We start from the raw sequence: 17,469 nt of genomic DNA, 5'->3' as shown, positions 1-17,469 counted from the left end.
ACTCACTTGACTACCTCCTGGCGTTCCCCACGGTCGAATCCACGTTCGCGCGCCACATCGGCGAGCAGGCCCTTGAGCTGCTTGCGTCCGCGGTGCAGCCGAGACATCACGGTACCGATGGGGGTGCCCATGATGTCGGCGATTTCCTTGTACGGGAAGCCTTCGACATCGGCGTAATACACCGCCATCCGGAATTCCTCCGGCAGCTGCTGGAGCGCGGACTTGATCTGATCGTCGGGCAGGGCGTCGAGCGCCTCCACCTCGGCCGAGCGCAGACCCACCGAGGAGTGCTCGGCGGTGGCCGCCAGCTGCCAGTCGGTGATCTCGTCGGTCGGGTACTGCGCGGGCTGACGCTGCTTCTTGCGGTAGGAGTTGATGTAGGTGTTGGTCAGGATCCGGTACAGCCAGGCACGCAGGTTGGTGCCCTCCCGGAAGGACTTGAACCCCTGGAACGCCTTCACGAACGTCTCCTGCACCAGGTCCTCGGCATCGGCCGGGTTCCTGGTCATGCGCAGGGCGGCGCCGTAGAGCTGGTCGATCATCGGGAGCGCATCGCGCTCGAACCGGGCCGCCAGCTCGGCTTCGTCGACTTCTGTGCCGGACGCACCGTCGGACACCACGTCGTCGTCGCTCGTCACACCAATCCCTTCGATCGCCGTAGTAGCCGAATCTACCGGCACGACGGAATCGATAGGCAATCGCGCACCCCGTGGCAGGACAGGACGCTCCTCGAGCAGCAGTGTCACTCTCTCTCCTTCACGTCGTCTGGCCGCGTTGGCTTGTCACCTGTGTGCAACATGCACCCCCGCATTCGTGTTCCCGTACCGGCAGAAAAGTGGTTGCCGGACCGGGCGTGGCCGCGATTAAGGTGACCGCTTATGTCGACTCCCGCGATCAAGGCCCTGGGCGGTATCGCACACGAGGTGCACTCCTATTCCCACGATCCGCGAGCCGAGTCCTATGGCGACGAAGCGGTCGAGGCCCTCGGCGACGCACTGGGAGTGCGCGCCGAGCAGATCTTCAAGACGCTGGTGATCGAACTCTCATCCGGTGCGCTCGCGGTGGCCGTCCTGCCGGTGCCCGCGCGATTGTCGTTGAAGGCGGCGGCCGCCGCGCTCGGCGCGCCGAAGGCGAGCATGGCCGACAAGACCAAGGCCGAGCGCACCACCGGCTATGTGCTGGGCGGGGTTTCGCCGCTGGGTCAGCGCAAGAAGTTGCCCACTGTTGTCGACGCCTCCGCGCTCGACTGGGATCGGGTGCTGTGCAGTGCCGGCAAACGCGGCCTCGAAATCGAGTTGGCGCCCGCGGATCTGGTGCGCGCGTGCGCGGCCGTCACCGCCTCGATCACCAGCTGAGGCAATCCGGTCGGCGCTTCGTTCCGAATAACTTCGACGCATTCTGCGCCCGGTACGACCGATTCGACCCGAGGATGTGATGCGAAAATGTCCGCTCGTTCGACGATCGCCGCCCTGACCGGTGCCCTGGTAATCACTGTCGGCGCCGCCACCTCAGCCCCGGCCACCGCGGTCCCGCAGGTGGTTCCGCCGTCGCAGGCCGAACCCGGCGACTATCCGCTCAACGGCCAGGGCACCACGCCGAAGAATTCGCCCAAGACCGCACCCGAGACCGACGAAAAGGCCGAGAAGGCCGAGAAGCTCGGCGGTGGGGTCGCCACCGAGGTGATCGATCTGATCACCGGAGTCATCAAGTGCGGGTTGAACATCGCCACCGATTCGGTGCCCTGCTCGCTCTGACGAACTCGCACGCGGCCGGGCGACGGCGTCTCCACGGACGCCCCGCCCGGCCGCGTCGTTCGCGAACCTCGCCCACAGCGCGGCTCCGCCCTCCGCAGCTAATCTGAGGCTAAACTAACTGCGAGCGGTGGCAGCAACGTTCCCGGCCACCAACCGGAGCGTCGCGAAGCGAGGAATAGCCGCTGTGTCCCGAGCCACCGTGACCACACAGCGGACACCACTGTCACGCACCGCCGTGCTGTTGACGCTGGTCGCGGTCCTGGTCGGCCTGCTGGCCGGTGGACTGTTCGTCGGCAGCGGCGACTTCACGATCGACGACGCCTGGCGCGCCCTGTTCAACGAGGGCGGGCCGACCACTCTCGGTGTCATCCGGGAGCAGCGCATTCCCCGCACGCTGCTGGCCGCCCTGGTCGGCGCCGCGCTCGGCGTCGCCGGCGCGGTGATGCAGGGACTCACCCGCAATCCGTTGGCCGACCCCGGCCTTCTGGGCGTGAACTCCGGTGCGTACTTCGCGATGGTGCTCGGTTCGGTCATGGTCGGTGCCGCGGGCACCGACTACCTCTGGTGGGCGCTCGGCGGCGCGTTCGTCGCGTCGGTGCTGGTGTATTTCGTCGGCTCGCGCGGCATCGGCGGGGCGAGCCCGGCCAAACTCGTGCTCACCGGCGTCGCGATCGCGTCGATGCTCAGCGGACTCGCGTTCGGCCTCACCATGATTCATCCCCGCACTTTCGACGCCATCCGCGGGCTGCTGATCGGCACGCTCGACGGGCGCGGGTGGCCGCAGCTGTCGGCCACTTGGGTGCTGGTGCTGATCGGGTCGGTCGGCGCGCTCGCGCTGTCGGGATATCTGAACGCGCTCGCCCTCGGCGACGACCGGGCCAACGCGCTCGGCGTGCCGGTCACCGCGGTGCGCGCGGTCGGCTTCGTGGTGGTGACGGTGCTGTGTGGCGCGGCCACCGCGGCGGTCGGGCCGATCACATTCGTCGGTCTGATGGTGCCGCACGCCGTGCGCATGGTGGTCGGGCCCGATCATCGCTGGATGATTCCGCTGTGCCTGGTGGTCGGGCCGATCGTGCTGGTCGGTTCCGACCTCGTCGCCCGGGTGGCCACGACCAGCGAACTGCCGGTCGGGATGGTGACCGCGTTCCTCGGCGCACCGGTGCTGATCTGGCTGGCGAGCCGGGCGAAGGGGGCGCAATGGTGACCGCCGAGTCCCCGCTGCCCGCCCGCTGGCCCCGCCGGGTGCGGTTCCTGCGCGTGCCCGCGATCGGGCTGAGTCTGCGCGTGGACATCATCTCGGTGGCGATCACCGTCGCGCTGCTGGTGGTGACCGCGGTGGTGGGCGTGTGGTCGCTCGGCGCGAGCACGACCCGCGCGCCCGGGCTGGGGTTCGTGCAGGTCGTCGAGGTGCTCGCCGGTCGCGTCGGGGGTGCGCCCGCCAATCATGTCGCGACCTGGTTGCCGGTGGTCGTCACCGCGATTCTCGGCGGAGCCTCACTCGCGCTGTCCGGTGCGATCTTTCAGACCATCACCCGCAACCCGCTGGGCAGCCCGGACATCATCGGGTTCACCACCGGCGCCAATACCGGGGCGCTGACAGCGATGCTGGTGCTCGGGCTCGGCTCGGGCGGCGCCACGATCGGCGCGCTGCTCGGCTGCCTGCTCACCGCGCTCGTCGTGTATTTCCTCGGGATGCGCGGCGGGACCGCCGATTTCCGGTTCATCATCGTCGGGATCGGCGTCTCGGCGATGCTGTTGTCGTTCAACGGCTATCTGATCGCCACCTCCGTTGTGCAGAACGCCGGCGTGGCGGCCGCGTGGGGCATGGGCAATCTGCGCGATCTCACGATGGCCGACACCGTTCCGGTGTTCGCGACACTGGCCGTGCTGGTTCCGGCGCTGATCGTGGTGGCGCCACGGATGCGGATGTTCGAGCTCGGCACCGACTCGGCCCGCAGCAAGGGTGTCGACACCGCGCGCACCCAGGTGATCCTGCTGGTGATCGGCGTCGGATTCGCGGCGGCGACCACCGCGATCGTCGGGCCGATCGCCTTCGTCGCGCTGGTCGCACCGCAGGTCGCGGCACGGATCACGCCGAGCGCGGGCATTCCGCTGGTCACCTCGGCGGCGGTCGGCGCCACCCTGCTGGTCTCCAGCGAGGCGGTGGCGCGCACGATCCTCGCGCCACAGACCATGCTCCCGGTCGGGGTTGTCACCACCTCGCTCGGCGGGGTCTATCTGCTGTTCCTGCTGCTCGCCCAGTCCCGAAAGGCAAGGCCGTGACAAGCAATTTCGAGGCCCGGCTCACCGGTACCGGACTGCGGGTCGGGTACGGCGAACGCACCGTCATCGCCGACCTCGACGTCGTCGTGCCGGACGGGTCGTTCACCGTGATCGTCGGGCCCAACGCGTGCGGAAAGTCGACGCTGCTGCGGGCGCTGTCGCGGCTGCTGCGCCCGCAGGGCGGCGCGGTGCTGCTCGACGGACGCGAGGTGGCCGGGTACGGCGGCAAGGAGTTCGCTCGCGAGGTAGGGCTGCTTCCGCAGCAGTCGATCGCCCCGGAGGGGATCACCATCATCGATCTGGTCTCGCGCGGGCGCTTCCCGTATCAGAAGATGTTCCGGCAGTGGACCGACGAGGACCAGCACGCGGTGGACGTGGCGCTGCAGGTCACCCGGCTCACCGAGTTGTCGACCCGGCCGGTCGAGGCGCTGTCGGGCGGGCAGCGCCAGCGGGTGTGGATCGCGATGGCACTGGCCCAGCAGACGCCGATCCTGCTGCTCGACGAGCCGACCACCTATCTCGACCTCGGTCATCAGATCGAAGTGCTCGAGCTGTGCGTCGACCTCAATCGGCGCGGCACCACCCTCGTCGCGGTGCTGCACGATCTCAATCAGGCGGCCCGCTACGCGTCCCACATCATCGCCATGCGCGGCGGCGAGATCGCGGCCGTCGGCCCGCCCGCCGAGATCATCACCGCCGAGCTGGTCGAACAGGTCTTCGGCGTGTACGCCCAGGTCATCGATGATCCACAGACCGCAACACCGCTGGTGGTTCCGCTGGCCGCGGGCGCGGTCCGCATCGACAGCGTGTGACCACCGGACTCAACCGAGAAGGAGAACCATGTCGACACGACGTCTCAGCGTGGCCGTCGCGGTACTGGCGAGCATGATCCTGGCCTCGACCGCCTGCGTGAAATCCGACAACGCCACCCACGAGGTGTTCAACGACCCCGACGGCTCGCCCGGCTACGCGCTGCCCGATCAGCCGCGGGTGGTGGCGCTGGGCTGGTCCGACGGCGCGGTCGCGGCGGAGCTCGGCGTGCCGCCGGTGGCCGTCTACGACTGGATGGGCTTCGGTGCGGCCACCAAGGGCGTCGGCGAGTGGGACGCGGCGGCGTTCGGGGGCGCGACTCCCGAACTGATCTCGGCGCAGAGTGCCGGTGAGTTCAATATGCAGCAGATCGAGGAGCTCGACCCCGACCTGATCCTCGATGTGCGGGCCGAGGCCGACAGCGCGGTCGTCGACAATCTGCGCAAGATCGCGCCGGTGGTCACCGCGCCCGACGGCACCGCCGACTACGCGGTGAACTGGCAGACCCAGGCCGAGATCATCGGCGCGGCCCTCGGCAAGCGCGACGAGGCGGGAAAGATCATCGCCGAGACCACGGACGCGCAGCAGACGGTCAAGCGCGAGCACCCGGAATTCGCGAACAAGACCTTCGTCTACGGCGCCAAGTTCGGCACCGCCTACGGCGCCTACCTGGCGGGCGACGCCCGCTTCGACTTCTTCGCCGAGCTCGGATTCGTGCCGAATCCCCCGATCACCCGGCTACAGAGTTCCGGGTTCTTCGCGCAGGTCCCGGTGGAACGGGTGGGCGACCTCGACGCGCAGACCGCGCTCTTCACCACCATCGGGTTGCCGTTCGCCGACCTGGAGAACGACACCCTGATCAATTCGCTGGCCGTGGTTCGTGACGGTCGCGCCGTGAAACTGCCGGAGAACGATCCGACCGTGCAGGCGCTGTCGGCCGGCACCCCGAAATCGCTGCGCTTCGCGCTGGACCGGATCACACCGCAACTCGCCAGGATCGCCGCGGCGGGATAGTCACCGCGGCGCGCCGCCCAACCTTCGCAGCGTGCCGAGCCCGCACCAGCCGAGGATGGTCAGCGCACAGCCGCCCGCGCCGTAGACCAGGAATACCTCGCGGGTGGGCACGGCGCTCGACACCAGACCGGCCACCACCGCGCCCACCGACAAAGCGATGGTGAGCTGCGCGGTCCACAGGCCCGACACCCGGCCGCGGAACTCGTCGGGCGTCGCGGCCTGCACCACCGCGAATCGCGCGATATCGCTCACCACCCGGCCCGCACCGTGCGCGGCCAGGCCGGCGAAGACCACCGCGGTGACGCCGGCGAGTCCGGCGCCGAGGATCCCGGCCGCGCACACCAGCGTGGACACGAAGACCACCTGCCCGCCGCGCCGGATCGACCCGGTCCAGCCCGAGGTGAGCGAGCCGAGCACCGCGCCCACCGCGGGCGCGGCGAACAGCAGACCCGCCGTCGTCTCGCCGCCGTGCAGCACCTCGCTCACGTACTCCGGGACGAGCACGGTCCACCCGGACATCAGCATGGTCACGCAGCCGATCAGCAGCGTCGCACCGACGATCCGGTGCCCGACCACGAAGCGCAGGCCCGACAGCACCGCCCGCACCGGCGATTCGGCGTGCCCTCGCTCGGCGATCATCGGGCCGAGCCGGGCGATGAGCACGGTGGTGACCAGGCTCGCCCCGGCAGCCAGCCAGAAGTTGGCGGCGACCCCGAGCCAGGCGATGAGCAGCCCTGCCAGCGCGGGGGCGGCCATCGACCCGAGGTCGGCCGTCAGGGCCATCAGCGCCGCGCCCGCGGCCAGTTTGCCGGGTGCGATCAGGTTGGGCATCGCGGCGACCAGCGCGGTCTCGGAGATGCCGCCGGTCAAGCCGTCGACGACGGCGCACACGAAGATCAGCCAGAGGCGCGGTTCGGGCAGCATCGCGTTGACCGCGAGCAGGGCGAAACCGGCGGTCGCGGCGGCACGCGAGGCGACGATGACCGTCCGCCGGTCGTAGTGATCGGCCGCGGTCCCACCGATCAGGGTGCCCGCGAAGGCCGAGACCCCGATGATGGTCGCGACCGTGGCGACCCGCGCGGTCGACCCGGTGAGTTGATAGACCTGAATCGGCAGGGCGACCACCAGGAATCCGATGCCGAACACCGAGATCGTGCGGGCCAGGAACAGCGTGCGGAAGGCGGGGCTGGTCCGCAGCGGCGCCAGATCGATCGTGAACTGTCGCGAGGTCACCGCGCTCACTGCGCGAGGTCGCGGGTCCCGTCGGGCACCAGCAGCTCCGGCCCGTTGTTGCGCACGTTGTTGACCAGAGTGGAGACCGGGCGCGCCACGATCGTCGCCAGCTCCGCCTGCGAGGGCGGTCGCAGCAGCTCGGCGGGCGCCGGGTGATCCGGGTCGAGCCAGGCGTCCCAGTGTTCGCGCGGCATCGGCAACGGCATCCGGTCGTGGATGCCGGCCAGTTCGCCGCTCGCGTCGGTGGTCAGGATCGTGCACGACATGAGGGGCTCGGCATCGGGCAGGCTGCGATCACGCCAGACCGACCAGAGTCCGGCCATGTAGAGCAGGGAACCGTCGCTGTGCGACATGTAGAAGGGCCGCTTCACCGCCTTGCCTTTACCGGTCGGCGCCGGCTCGACCAGCCACTCGTACCAGCCGTCCATCGGCACCAGACAGCGCTTGTGCTTGGCCGAATCGCGGAACGAGGGCGCGGTGGTGGCCTTGTCGGCGCGCGCGTTGAACAGCGGTTTGCCCTTGGCGGGTACGCCGGGCTCGGCCGCCTTGGTCCAGTGCGGGATCAGGCCCCAGCGCATCCGCCGGATCCGCAGGCGCGGGTCGTCGTCGGGTTCGCCGTGCGCGTGCCGCTCCACGACGGTGAGCACCTGGGTGGTCGGCGCGACGTTGTAGCTGACGGTGGCGTCCGGCTCGTCGAGCCCCGTCTCGTCGACAGCGTCCAGTTCGGCCGCCAACCGGCCCGGATTCGTGGTCGTCGCATATCGTCCACACATAAAGGTCAAGATACGCGCGGGGACCGACATCAGGGCCCGCCGACGACACCGCCCCACGCCGAAAGGCGCACCACCGGTGCGTCCGAACCGCACATAAGCGAAGATGGGGACGTGAGTTTCTGGCCTGCGCCCCATATCGAGGTCCCCGTCCACGCGACCGTGACCCTGCCCGGATCGAAGTCCATCACCAACCGCGCGCTCATCCTGGCCGCACTGGCCGATGGGCCGTCCACGCTCACCGGCGCGCTGCGCAGCCGCGACACCGATCTGATGATCGGGGCCCTGCGCGGCCTCGGCACCGAGATCACCGGCGATGCCGAGATTCTCGAGATCACCCCGGCGCCCCTGCGCAGTGCCGCTGTCGACTGCGGGCTCGCGGGCACCATCATGCGATTCCTGCCGCCCGCCGCCGCCCTCGCCACGGGCGATGTCGCGTTCTTCGGCGACGAGCAGGCGAAGCTGCGCCCCCTGACCACCATTCTCGACGCCCTGCGCAAGCTCGGTCTCGATGTCGACGGTGACGCGCTGCCGTTCGTCGTGCACGGCACCGGCGCGCTGCGCGGCGGCACCGTCACCATCGACGCGTCGGGTTCCTCGCAGTTCGTCTCGGGGCTGCTGCTCTCGGCCGCCCGCTTCGACGAGGGCATCACCGTCCACCACGACGGCAAGGCACTGCCGTCGATGCCGCACATCGAGATGACGGTCGAGATGCTGCGCCGCGCCGACGTGGCCGTGCAGACCCCCGCCGATTCCGGCAATGCCCAGACCTGGACCGTGGCGCCCGGCCCGATCCGCGCGGTCGACTGGGACATCGAGCCCGACCTGTCCAACGCCACCCCGTTCCTGGCGGCGGCCGCGGTGACCGGCGGCGAGGTGAGCATCCCGATGTGGCCGCGCGGCACCACCCAGCCCGGTGACGTGATCCGCGAGATCCTCGTCCGGATGGGCGCCGAGGCCCGTATCTTCGACGGCATCCTCACCGTGCACGGCCCCGAACGCCTGGCCGGCATCGACATCGACCTGCACGACGTCGGCGAGCTCACCCCCACCGTCGCCGCGCTGGCCGCACTGGCCGACTCCCCCTCGCGGCTGCGTGGCATCGCCCATCTGCGTGGGCACGAAACAGACCGTCTCGCGGCCCTTTCCGCCGAGATCAATCGCCTCGGCGGCAATGTCACCGAGACCGAGGACGGCCTCGAGATCGTCCCGACCCCGCTGCACGGTGGTCGGTGGCACTCCTACGCCGATCACCGAATGGCCACCGCCGGTGCGATTCTCGGCCTGCGTGTGCCGGGCGTGGAGATCGAGGACATCGGCACCACCGCCAAGACCCTGCCGACCTTCGTCGCGCTGTGGGAGCAGATGCTGGCTTCCGCGTTATCCGGCGAGGGAGTGGCGCGCTGAGCCGCCAGGGGCGCTCCTCAGCCAGCTACGACGAATCCGACGTCCGGGTACGCCCGGGTAAGGCGTCGTCGCGTCCCCGCACCAAGACCCGTCCGCAGCACGCCGACGCCGAGGCCGCCATGGTGGTGGCCGTCGACCGCGGCCGCTGGGGATGTGTGCTCGACGGGGACGCCGACCGGCGCATCGTCGCCATGCGCGCCCGCGAGCTGGGCCGCACCCCGATCGTCGTGGGCGATCAGGTCGACGTGGTCGGCGACCTCACCGGCAGGCCCGACAGCCTGGCCAGGATCGTGCGGGTGAGCGAGCGCGGCACCGTGCTGCGCCGCACCGCCGACGACACCGATCCGTTCGAACGCATCGTCGTCGCCAATGCCCAGCAGCTGTTCATCGTGGTCGCGCTGGCCGATCCGCCGCCGCGCACGGGTTTCGTCGAGCGGGCGATGGTGGCCGCGTATGCCGGTGGGCTGGAACCGATTCTGGTGCTCACCAAACGCGACCTGGTCGCGGAATCCGAATTCGCTTCCGCCTTCGACGGTCTCGATCTGAAGATCCTCTACGCGGGCATCGACGATCCGATGGAACCGGTGCTGGATATCTTGAACGACCGGCTCACCGCGCTGATCGGGCACTCCGGTGTCGGTAAGTCGACGATGGTGAATCGTCTTGTGCCCGACGCGTATCGGGCCGTAGGCGAGGTGTCGGGTGTCGGCAAGGGCAAGCACACCTCCACCCAGTCGGTGGCTCTGCCGCTGCCCGAAGGCGGCTGGGTGATCGACACTCCCGGCGTGCGTTCGTTCGGCCTCGCCCACATCACTCCCGACGATGTGATCGCCTCGTTCACCGACCTCGCCGGCGCCATCGAGGACTGCCCGCGCGGCTGCACCCATCTCGGCCCGCCCGCCGATCCGGAATGCGCGCTCGATCAGCTGCCCGGCACGGAACGGCGGGTCGCCGCGATTCGTACGCTGCTGACCGCGCTGATCGCCAACGACGCTTGGTAGCAACCGATTCCGTGCCGGGTGCGGCTCAGAAGCTGAACGACCCCGTGTCGACGCCACCGCCGCCGTCGCCACCGCCGTCGGTCGGTACCTCGGCCACGGTCACCGTCGCGCTGCTCGACGAACTCGCCACCCCGCTGCGCCCGGAGAAGGCCGCGCCGATGGTGTAGGCACCCGGGGCGCCGGGCGTCCAGACGATGCTCGCCTTGCCGTTCGCGCCGACCGGGATGTCGCCGAGCACGTTGTCGCCCGCCTTGAACTGGATCGTGCCGCCCGCCGCGGCCGGGGCCACGCTCGCTTCCAGCGTGACGGCCTTGCCGACCTGCGCACCCGACACCGCGGTGATGGTGGTGCTGGACACGGCGTCGCCCGACACCGTGACGGCCGGTCCCTTGGCCTGGTAGATACCGTCACCGAGCGACCCGCCGTAGTGCATCGAGGTCGGCAGCGGGGTGTCGCGGGCGCAGTTCACCCCGACCTTGTACTGGATCTCGAAGGTCTGCGACTTCGGCGAGATGTTGGGGTACACCGGGTATTTGGTGATTCCGAACTCGGCGCGGATCCAGTCCGAGGACGACGTGTCGATCGAGACGGCGTCGCCCGACATCTTGGCCGAGCCCGCGACCGGCGTCAGGCACGCCGGGTGCAGGTCCTTGATCGAGTAGATGTATTCCACCGGGATGCCGGTGCGCTCGAACTTCGTGGTCACGGTGATCGTGTCGCCGACCACCGGGTTGGTGTTCGATACCGTCCGGGTGAAGCGGCTGTTGCCGTCGTCCCAGGTAATCGCTCCCGGAGCGGCTACGGCCGAGCCCTGAAACGCCGTCATCGCCAGCCCCGCCGCGGCGGCGAAAACGGCCGCTCGCTGCACTCTTCTGTCCACCATCATCTGTCTCCAACTATGTGCCGGACGCCCTCGACGTCGTCGAGGCGCTGATTCGCCCGAGTGGCGAGCAGTAGATCACGCCATGGTCCCCCGGCGGATCCAAATCCGAAATAGATCTCGTTCAGATTTCGAATTCGACTCGCGTTCGCTCGCGTTCACAACCACGACACTGTCCGCCGGTACCGTCATGCCCATGAAGCCACCGGCGATCGGATACCTGCGCCGCGACATCTCGGGTGTCGCCCAGTCCTGGGACGAAACGCAGATCCGTTCCCTAGCCGAGCGTCTGGGTTACCGCTTCACCAAGACCGTCGTCTTCAGCGACCGCACCGCCGACCCGATCGGCCGCCTGCTCGACGTGGTCACCACCACCGAAGCCGCCGCGATCGTCACCCCCAGCCTCACCCACCTCGGCTCCGACCTGCCCGACCGCATCGTCGCCGCCTGCGACATCATCACCGTCACCCCCGAGATCACCCACACGAGAACCCTGCCCGCCCTCCCGGCCTAGACCAGTGCGCGGTAGCGGCCGTCGGGGTCGCGGGCGAGGCGTCCTCGCCGGACCGCCATGGTCAGACACGCTTCGATGCGGTCCTCCGCGGCACCGGTGCGTTCATGACCGAACTGGGTGAGTGTGGCCCAGACCATCTCGTCGAACGAATGCTGATTGCGTTGTGCCACCTGGGTTATCGCGTTGACGATTTCCTCGGCGGAAATGGTGTCGATGGCGCGCGAGACCGTCGGCGGGGTGAAGCGGAAGCCGCGCCAAGTCGACGGGTCCACGTCGGACGGCCAGACGAACACACCCGACGAGGTAGCGCGCATCAGCGATTCCGGCACCTCGCCGAGGACACAGATCTGCTGCTTCTCCGAGGGTTTGTGCACACCGAATCGCTGGGCGACCCGCGCTACCAGTTGGCTGCGCTCGATGGGGCCCTCGATCGCGATCGTTTCGCGGACGGCGTCGCGCACGCGTAGCGGGATGGCAGCGGAGCTGTCGCGGTCGAGGTCGGCGGGAGAACCGAGGACGCCGGTGGGTGCGCTCGCGTAGGGGATTCCGGTGGGCAGCCAGTGGTGTGCGGTGCGGGTGCGGGTCTGCCACTCGGGGGCATGCGCGACCGTCGGCGTGATCGGCGCCGACGGTGGGGTGTAGGGCGACCGCGGATACGACGGCGATTCCGGGGGATCGCGAGGCACCTGCGGATAGGGGATCGGCGGCGTTGCCGGACGCGGGGGCGCCTGCATCGGGGGCGCACCGGCATTCCAGGACGGCCCGTAGCCGGGCGGTGGCACACCGGGGCCGGGCCGCCGATGCCGGTCGCCGGCCACGAGCTGCCACATCGACGCGCCGGCCAGTGCGGTACCGAGTACCAGAAAGGCCACCGCCAGCACGATTTCGAGCATGCTGGCATGGTCGATGCCGGTGAAGTAGCCGACGATCCCGAGCAGAATGCTGAAGGCACCGGCCAGTAGCCCGACGACCCACCCGAACTTGGCGAACACCTGCACCTGGCCCACTCCCCTTCCGTGCGAACCACCTGTTCGCGGCCGCACCGACTGCCGACGCGCTCCCCCGTCGGCGAATGCGAGGAGCATACTCGGCGGGTCCGACGACCGAGACGCCCGTGACCGCGCCTCGACGGCAGCCCTTTCCGCTCCGGCAGCTGCGCCGCGCGGAAACGCCGAACCTGTCAGCGGTGCAGTTCGACAGCCAGCTGCTCGACCCGTCGACGCACCGGATCTTCCGGCGGCCGGAGTACTTCGAGATCGTTTCGCAGCTGCGTGAGAAATCGCCGGGCCCTCGATTGATCACCCACCGCGGGCAGGAGTTCCGCGATGGCGAGGCGCACCGCCACGGCGGCGTCACCGAATTCGTTGTCCGCGGCGCGGATCTCACCGAACAGCCGGTACAACTCGTCCACCGCCGCGGCCGCGGTGAGGTCGCCGAGTGTGGCCCGGCACTCGACCGCGGCGATCCTGGCCTGCCACACCCGGCTCGTAGCGCCCACCTGCCGTTCGATTGTCTCGACGCGCTCCCATTCGCTCAGCGCTCGGCGGTGTTCGCCGCTGTGGGTGAAGGCGGTGGCGATGTCGCGGTGCAGTTCGCCGAGCTGAGGGCTGTGTGAGCCGTAGCGGTGCTCCGCCTCGTCGACGGCGGTGACCAGCGCCTCGGCAGCCTGGGCGAAGCGGCCGAGTTCGCACAGTTCGCGGTAACGGGCCGCACTGTCGACGAGGCCGCCGGTCGCGGACTTGCCGGGAGCAGACCGTCGCGCCGCGGGTTCCGGCGCCGTATCGGCGGGCGGATTGGGGCGGCGGAAGATTCGTGTCGGATCGGGATACCCGGCAGGAGCGGGGCTCTCGGGCGTCCCCGGTCCGGGGAGGAACGGCAGCAGCTGGTCGTAGACATCGCGGGCCGTGGCAGGCCGGTCGGCCGGATCTTTCGCGAGCAAGTCCAGGACCAGCTGTTCGATCTGCGCGGGCACCTCGCGACGGAGCGTGCGCAGTGGCGTCGGCGGCTCCGAGAGGTGCCGATTGTGCGTATCGAACTCCGATCGGGCTTCGAAGACGCCTCGGCCGCTGAACATCTCGTGCATGATGCAGCCGAGCGCGTACAGGTCTGCCCGTGGCCCGACATCCTGCCCGTTCACCAATTCCGGCGACATATACGCGGCGGTCCCGAGCACCGACCCGGTCCGGGTGATCCGGCTCGTACTCCCGTCGAGCAGCGCCGCGATCCCGAAGTCGATCACCTTCACCGTCCCATCCCCCGCCACCAGCACATTCGCCGGTTTCAGATCGCGATGCACCACCGGCAGCACATGGGCGTGCGACAGCACGGTGGCGATCTGCGCCGCGATGGCGACCCCGCAGTCGATCGGCAGCACCCCCACCCCGGCCACATAATCCCGCAACGTCACGCCCTCGATGTGCTCCAGCACCAGATACACACTCTCGGCATCGGAGTCGAGCACCGCGTCGAACACCTGCGGTACACCGTGATGCCGAATTCGCGCGGTCACCCTGGCCTCCCGCCGAAACCGCGCAACGAACTCCTCGGCCAGATCGCCCCGAGCCACGAACTGCCCCACCGCGATCCGCTTGACGGCCACCGCCCGATCCAGCACGGCGTCGTACCCCAACAGGACCTGCCCCATCCCGCCGGCCCCCAGGGCCCCGGAGATCTCATACCGCCCGTCGATGACCTCGCGCACCCCAACCTCCGACCCGACACCCGACACGGTTCCCCGCACGATACTGCGCGCCACCGACCTGCGGCGGCAACGTCGAACCGACAGCGCGCTCGGCACCCGAACGCGAGTCGGGTCGGTCAGTTGCCGGGGTGGGGTTCCAGGGCGCCTGCGGTGAGGCCGGTGGCGATGAGGTCGGCGGCTCGGTGGGCGGCGGTGGCGGTGGTGTGGGCGGCTACTCGGAGGTGGTGGAGGCGGCGGAAGGCCGCGCCGTAGGTCTGCTGGTCGGGGAGGGGGAGCATGGGGATGCGGAGGCGGGCGGGATCGAGTCGGATGGTGGTGGTGCCGTACATGGCGGCGGCGTTGTCGGGGCTGCCGATGAAGCCGGCGAAGAACCAGGGGTCGATGCGGGTGGGGTCGGTGCGGAAGACGAGGACGCCGGGCGCGGGGACGGCGCCGATGTCGGCGCCTTCGGCGACGCGGGTGCCCTGGGCGGCGCCGTGGTCGTCGCGCAGGCGCGAGACCAGGACGTCACCTTCCTCGATCGGGTCGCCGACCGGGGCGCCTGGGGTGGTGAGCCCGGAGGGGGCGCGGCTGGTGAGCAGATCGTGGCCGGTGAGTACCGGTCGTTGCGGGGCGGCGTCGTCGGCCGCCGCGTCGGAGGTACTCGTGACAATTCGCACGGCCTTGCCGGCGATCAGGTTGCCGACCGCCACATGGCGCCACACCGTGCCGGGCGCCGAATCCCATTCGCGCACAGCGTCTACGACGGAATGCAGTTCCGCGAGGTTCGCACCGAGGTGGCCGATGGCGGTGCGGGCCGAGGCCGAAGCGCTGTCCGGGTCGACGGCGGCACGCACCTGACGGGCGGGCGTGAGGTCGACGTCGTCGTCGAGAACGTCCATCACGCGGACCACGGCGGTCACGTCGGGGACGGTGGCGTCGTCGCCCTTGTCGAAGGCATGCCACGCGTTGACGACTGTTTCGGCGAGGACGTGCCAATCCGGTTGATCCCCACCATGATCGGGCAACCGGGTCGTGTCGGCGAACAGCAGGGTGTCGCTCGGATTCCCCTTACCCGGGCGACGCAGGACCCATAGTTGCAGCCCCACCTGTCGCGGTGTCGACGCGCCGGGCGGCAAGGCGATCACCGCACGTAACGCGCCCGCCCGCAACAGCTCCATCCGTATCCGCCGGCCCGAGGACCTGGCCGCGACAGCGGGTGGGAGCAGCAGCACAGCGGTGCCGCCGGGGTGCAGGTGGGCGATGGCGTGCTGCACCCAGGCAAGTTCGGATTCGCTGCGCGGGGGCACCGAGTACACCCATCGCGGATCCAGCGCCAGCTCGTCGGCACTCCAATCTCGTTGTGAATAGGGAGGATTCGAGAGCACCGCGTCGACCTCGACATCGGTGAACGCGTCGGCGAGCAGAGCATCGCCCGCGCGGATATCCGCGACCGCGCCTGGGGCGAGCGCGCCGAGCAGCGCGGCGGTGCGACTCGCCTGCACGGGCAGGATGTCCTGACCATCGAGCCGTTCGGCGCCGATCCGAGCGGCCTCGAGCAACAGCGTGCCGCCACCGCACGCCGGATCGAGCACCGAGCGCGCAGCGGGCGACGCGGAGGCGGCGAGCACGTCGGCCATCAACGCGGCAACGGGTTGGTCGGTCGGGTAGATGCCGGTACTCGGACCGTCGAGACCGCGTTCGGCCAGCACCGCGAGAGTCTGCTGCACGCCCACTTCGCCGATCGAGGCACGCACCGCCTCGTGCGCCGCGTCCTTCGCCTCGCCCGCCGGGTCCGCCACGAATGCCATCAGCCCGGCGACATCCTCGGGTGCGACCTCCGAACGCAGCACGGTACGCAAACGCTGCACGGGGGAATCCGCCGCGGTGACACCGTGCCCCCGCAACCACTGCCGCACCTCGGCGAGGTCGAACAGCGGCCGCGATTCGGAGCCGCCCGGTACCGGCGCGGGGAAATCGGCATGCCGGCGGCGCCAGTTGCTCACGGTGGCACGGGTGACGCCGGCCAGCCGGGAGATCTCGGCGGCGGCGACGGTGGGCGTCGAGTCTGACAAGGGGTCTCCTCTGGTCAAGGTCAAACCTTACACATCATCGTTGACATAACCCGACGTCAGTACACATGTTTTCAACGTCCACAGTGAAAACATTGTTTCCCTGTTGCTATCGACGTTGCGTAGGTGTAGCGTCCTTCTCAACGGAACGGCGACAACCCGATCAGCCGCTTCCCGCACACGAATATCGCTGTGAGACACCAGTTCTCGCAGATTCCTTCGTCGATGCACCACCCCGCACCACACGGCCCATCGAGGCCGCGATCGGTCGTGCCACGGCGACCGACGACGCTCCCAGAAGAGGACGATCACCATGACCACTCCCCAGTACCCGACCCGTCCCGCCGCCCCGCAGCAGCCCTACTACCCGCAGCCGCCGCGCAAGATGAAGGTGTGGCCGTGGGTGCTCGGCGGGTTCGTCTTTGCCGTGCTCGTCCTGTTCGGCGGCTGTGCGGCATTGATCGGCACCGCCGCCAACGAGGTCGCCGAGGCCGAGCAGACCGCATCGATCGCGGCTCCCGCGGGGACCGAGGTGCGCGACGGCAAGTTCGGATTCACCGTGACGAAGGTGGATCCGCCGGTCACCACTGTCGGCGACAACCAGTTCCTGCAGAAGACCGCGCAGGGCGAATTCATCCTGGTCTACGTCGACGTCGCCAACACCTCCACCGTCGCCCAGAGCTACTTCGGCTCGAACCAGAAGCTGATCGATGCTCAGGGCCGCGAGTTCGCCAATGACACCACCGCCGAAATCAACGTCAACGACCAGCTCTCCGCCGAGATCAACCCCGGCAACAAGACCTCGATGGTCCTCGTCTTCGACGTCCCGGTAGGCACCGTCCCCACCGCGGTCGAATTCCACGACTCGGCATTCTCGAGCGGAGCCCGCGTCGCACTGAAGTAGTGGTCCCGCACCGGCGTGGGGGGGCCCGCCAAACCAGGGGGCCCCCCGGGGGGTGGGGGGGGGGGGGGGTTTGGGGATGAAACCGCCGAGGGGGGGGGGGGGGGGGATAATGTTGGGGTTCACCCCAAAAAAGACGGCGGGGGCGCC

At 69.4% G+C, this 17,469-nt stretch carries 17 protein-coding genes; 10 read left to right on the top strand and 7 right to left on the bottom strand.

The window, feature by feature from the left end; translation table 11 throughout:
* Positions 1-2 precede the first annotated feature (2 nt).
* Positions 3-638 carry a sigma-70 family RNA polymerase sigma factor gene (locus tag ACFWFP_RS00085; protein ID WP_174552018.1) on the bottom strand — a complete coding sequence of 212 codons (636 nt, stop codon included), beginning with the start codon at positions 636-638 and terminating at the stop codon, positions 3-5.
* Between the two features lie 240 nt (positions 639-878).
* Here ACFWFP_RS00085 and ybaK point away from each other — a divergent pair, with 240 nt between their 5' ends.
* The 6 genes from ybaK (at position 879) to ACFWFP_RS00055 (ending at position 5,861) form a co-directional block, all read left to right on the top strand.
* Positions 879-1,355 (top strand): Cys-tRNA(Pro) deacylase, encoded by a 477-nt coding sequence (ybaK, locus tag ACFWFP_RS00080; protein ID WP_379292307.1) that lies wholly within the window; start codon positions 879-881, stop codon positions 1,353-1,355.
* Between the two features lie 87 nt (positions 1,356-1,442).
* On the top strand, positions 1,443-1,754 hold the full coding sequence (locus ACFWFP_RS00075) for a hypothetical protein (protein ID WP_379292304.1): 312 nt from the start codon (positions 1,443-1,445) through the stop codon (positions 1,752-1,754).
* 184 nt (positions 1,755-1,938) lie between these two features.
* On the top strand, positions 1,939-2,958 hold the full coding sequence (locus ACFWFP_RS00070; protein ID WP_379292302.1) for a FecCD family ABC transporter permease: 1,020 nt from the start codon (positions 1,939-1,941) through the stop codon (positions 2,956-2,958).
* Entirely contained in the window at positions 2,952-4,037 is a 1,086-nt protein-coding gene (locus tag ACFWFP_RS00065; RefSeq protein ID WP_379292301.1) for a FecCD family ABC transporter permease, read from the top strand. Before ACFWFP_RS00070 ends, ACFWFP_RS00065 begins: the two co-directional genes overlap by 7 nt.
* Positions 4,034-4,849, top strand: coding sequence for an ABC transporter ATP-binding protein (locus ACFWFP_RS00060; protein ID WP_379292300.1), 816 nt, complete (start codon positions 4,034-4,036; stop codon positions 4,847-4,849). The genes ACFWFP_RS00065 and ACFWFP_RS00060 overlap by 4 nt, the downstream gene beginning before the upstream one ends.
* 28 nt (positions 4,850-4,877) lie before the next feature.
* Complete coding sequence (locus tag ACFWFP_RS00055) at positions 4,878-5,861, top strand: ABC transporter substrate-binding protein (protein WP_379292299.1); 984 nt, start codon at positions 4,878-4,880, stop codon at positions 5,859-5,861.
* On the opposite strand, the gene entS is transcribed toward ACFWFP_RS00055, so the two are convergent.
* Together entS and ACFWFP_RS00045 are read right to left on the bottom strand one after the other, a co-directional pair.
* Entirely contained in the window at positions 5,862-7,103 is a 1,242-nt protein-coding gene (entS, locus tag ACFWFP_RS00050; protein ID WP_379292298.1) for an enterobactin transporter EntS, read from the bottom strand.
* A complete protein-coding gene (locus ACFWFP_RS00045; RefSeq protein WP_379292296.1) occupies positions 7,100-7,867 on the bottom strand; it encodes an SOS response-associated peptidase in 768 nt (255 codons plus the stop codon). Before ACFWFP_RS00045 ends, entS begins: the two co-directional genes overlap by 4 nt.
* 111 nt (positions 7,868-7,978) lie before the next feature.
* Here ACFWFP_RS00045 and aroA point away from each other — a divergent pair, with 111 nt between their 5' ends.
* Together aroA and rsgA are read left to right on the top strand one after the other, a co-directional pair.
* The gene (aroA, locus tag ACFWFP_RS00040; protein ID WP_379292295.1) at positions 7,979-9,271 is read left to right on the top strand and encodes a 3-phosphoshikimate 1-carboxyvinyltransferase; all 1,293 of its coding nucleotides are present in this window, start codon (positions 7,979-7,981) and stop codon (positions 9,269-9,271) included.
* Entirely contained in the window at positions 9,247-10,272 is a 1,026-nt protein-coding gene (gene rsgA / locus ACFWFP_RS00035; RefSeq protein WP_379293701.1) for a ribosome small subunit-dependent GTPase A, read from the top strand. Before aroA ends, rsgA begins: the two co-directional genes overlap by 25 nt.
* A 25-nt stretch (positions 10,273-10,297) precedes the next feature.
* Here rsgA and ACFWFP_RS00030 read toward each other — a convergent pair whose 3' ends face one another.
* A complete protein-coding gene (locus tag ACFWFP_RS00030; protein WP_379292294.1) occupies positions 10,298-11,155 on the bottom strand; it encodes an Ig-like domain-containing protein in 858 nt (285 codons plus the stop codon).
* 193 nt (positions 11,156-11,348) lie between these two features.
* Here ACFWFP_RS00030 and ACFWFP_RS00025 point away from each other — a divergent pair, with 193 nt between their 5' ends.
* A complete protein-coding gene (locus ACFWFP_RS00025; protein WP_379292292.1) occupies positions 11,349-11,666 on the top strand; it encodes a hypothetical protein in 318 nt (105 codons plus the stop codon).
* On the opposite strand, the gene ACFWFP_RS00020 is transcribed toward ACFWFP_RS00025, so the two are convergent.
* From ACFWFP_RS00020 to ACFWFP_RS00010, 3 genes are all read right to left on the bottom strand, one after another.
* Positions 11,663-12,673, bottom strand: a complete 1,011-nt coding sequence (locus ACFWFP_RS00020; protein WP_379292291.1) for a hypothetical protein — start codon at positions 12,671-12,673, stop codon at positions 11,663-11,665. The two genes, ACFWFP_RS00025 and ACFWFP_RS00020, sit on opposite strands and share 4 nt — an antisense overlap.
* A gap of 173 nt (positions 12,674-12,846) precedes the next feature.
* The gene (locus ACFWFP_RS00015; protein ID WP_379292290.1) at positions 12,847-14,367 is read right to left on the bottom strand and encodes a serine/threonine-protein kinase; all 1,521 of its coding nucleotides are present in this window, start codon (positions 14,365-14,367) and stop codon (positions 12,847-12,849) included.
* 116 nt (positions 14,368-14,483) lie between these two features.
* On the bottom strand, positions 14,484-16,421 hold the full coding sequence (locus ACFWFP_RS00010) for an N-6 DNA methylase (RefSeq protein ID WP_379292289.1): 1,938 nt from the start codon (positions 16,419-16,421) through the stop codon (positions 14,484-14,486).
* A 310-nt stretch (positions 16,422-16,731) separates the two neighbouring features.
* On the opposite strand from ACFWFP_RS00010, the gene ACFWFP_RS00005 reads away from it, so the two are divergent.
* Positions 16,732-17,322 (top strand): DUF4352 domain-containing protein, encoded by a 591-nt coding sequence (locus ACFWFP_RS00005; protein WP_379292288.1) that lies wholly within the window; start codon positions 16,732-16,734, stop codon positions 17,320-17,322.
* Positions 17,323-17,469 lie beyond the last annotated feature (147 nt).

It is taken from the genome of Nocardia sp. NPDC060249 (assembly GCF_042728755.1).
GTDB lineage: Bacteria > Actinomycetota > Actinomycetes > Mycobacteriales > Mycobacteriaceae > Nocardia.
The sequence above is the reverse complement of the archived record's forward strand: the minus strand, read 5'-3'. Positions and strand labels throughout refer to the sequence as shown.

Coding starts and splice junctions, on each gene's coding strand:
- ybaK (WP_379292307.1), top strand. CDS start 879: ATGTCGACTCCCGCGATCAAGGCCCTGGGCGGTATCGCACACGAGGTG.
- ACFWFP_RS00075 (WP_379292304.1), top strand. CDS start 1,443: ATGTCCGCTCGTTCGACGATCGCCGCCCTGACCGGTGCCCTGGTAATC.
- ACFWFP_RS00065 (WP_379292301.1), top strand. CDS start 2,952: ATGGTGACCGCCGAGTCCCCGCTGCCCGCCCGCTGGCCCCGCCGGGTG.
- ACFWFP_RS00055 (WP_379292299.1), top strand. CDS start 4,878: ATGTCGACACGACGTCTCAGCGTGGCCGTCGCGGTACTGGCGAGCATG.
- ACFWFP_RS00045 (WP_379292296.1), bottom strand. CDS start 7,867: ATGTGTGGACGATATGCGACGACCACGAATCCGGGCCGGTTGGCGGCC.
- ACFWFP_RS00030 (WP_379292294.1), bottom strand. CDS start 11,155: ATGGTGGACAGAAGAGTGCAGCGAGCGGCCGTTTTCGCCGCCGCGGCG.
- ACFWFP_RS00025 (WP_379292292.1), top strand. CDS start 11,349: ATGAAGCCACCGGCGATCGGATACCTGCGCCGCGACATCTCGGGTGTC.
- ACFWFP_RS00005 (WP_379292288.1), top strand. CDS start 16,732: ATGACCACTCCCCAGTACCCGACCCGTCCCGCCGCCCCGCAGCAGCCC.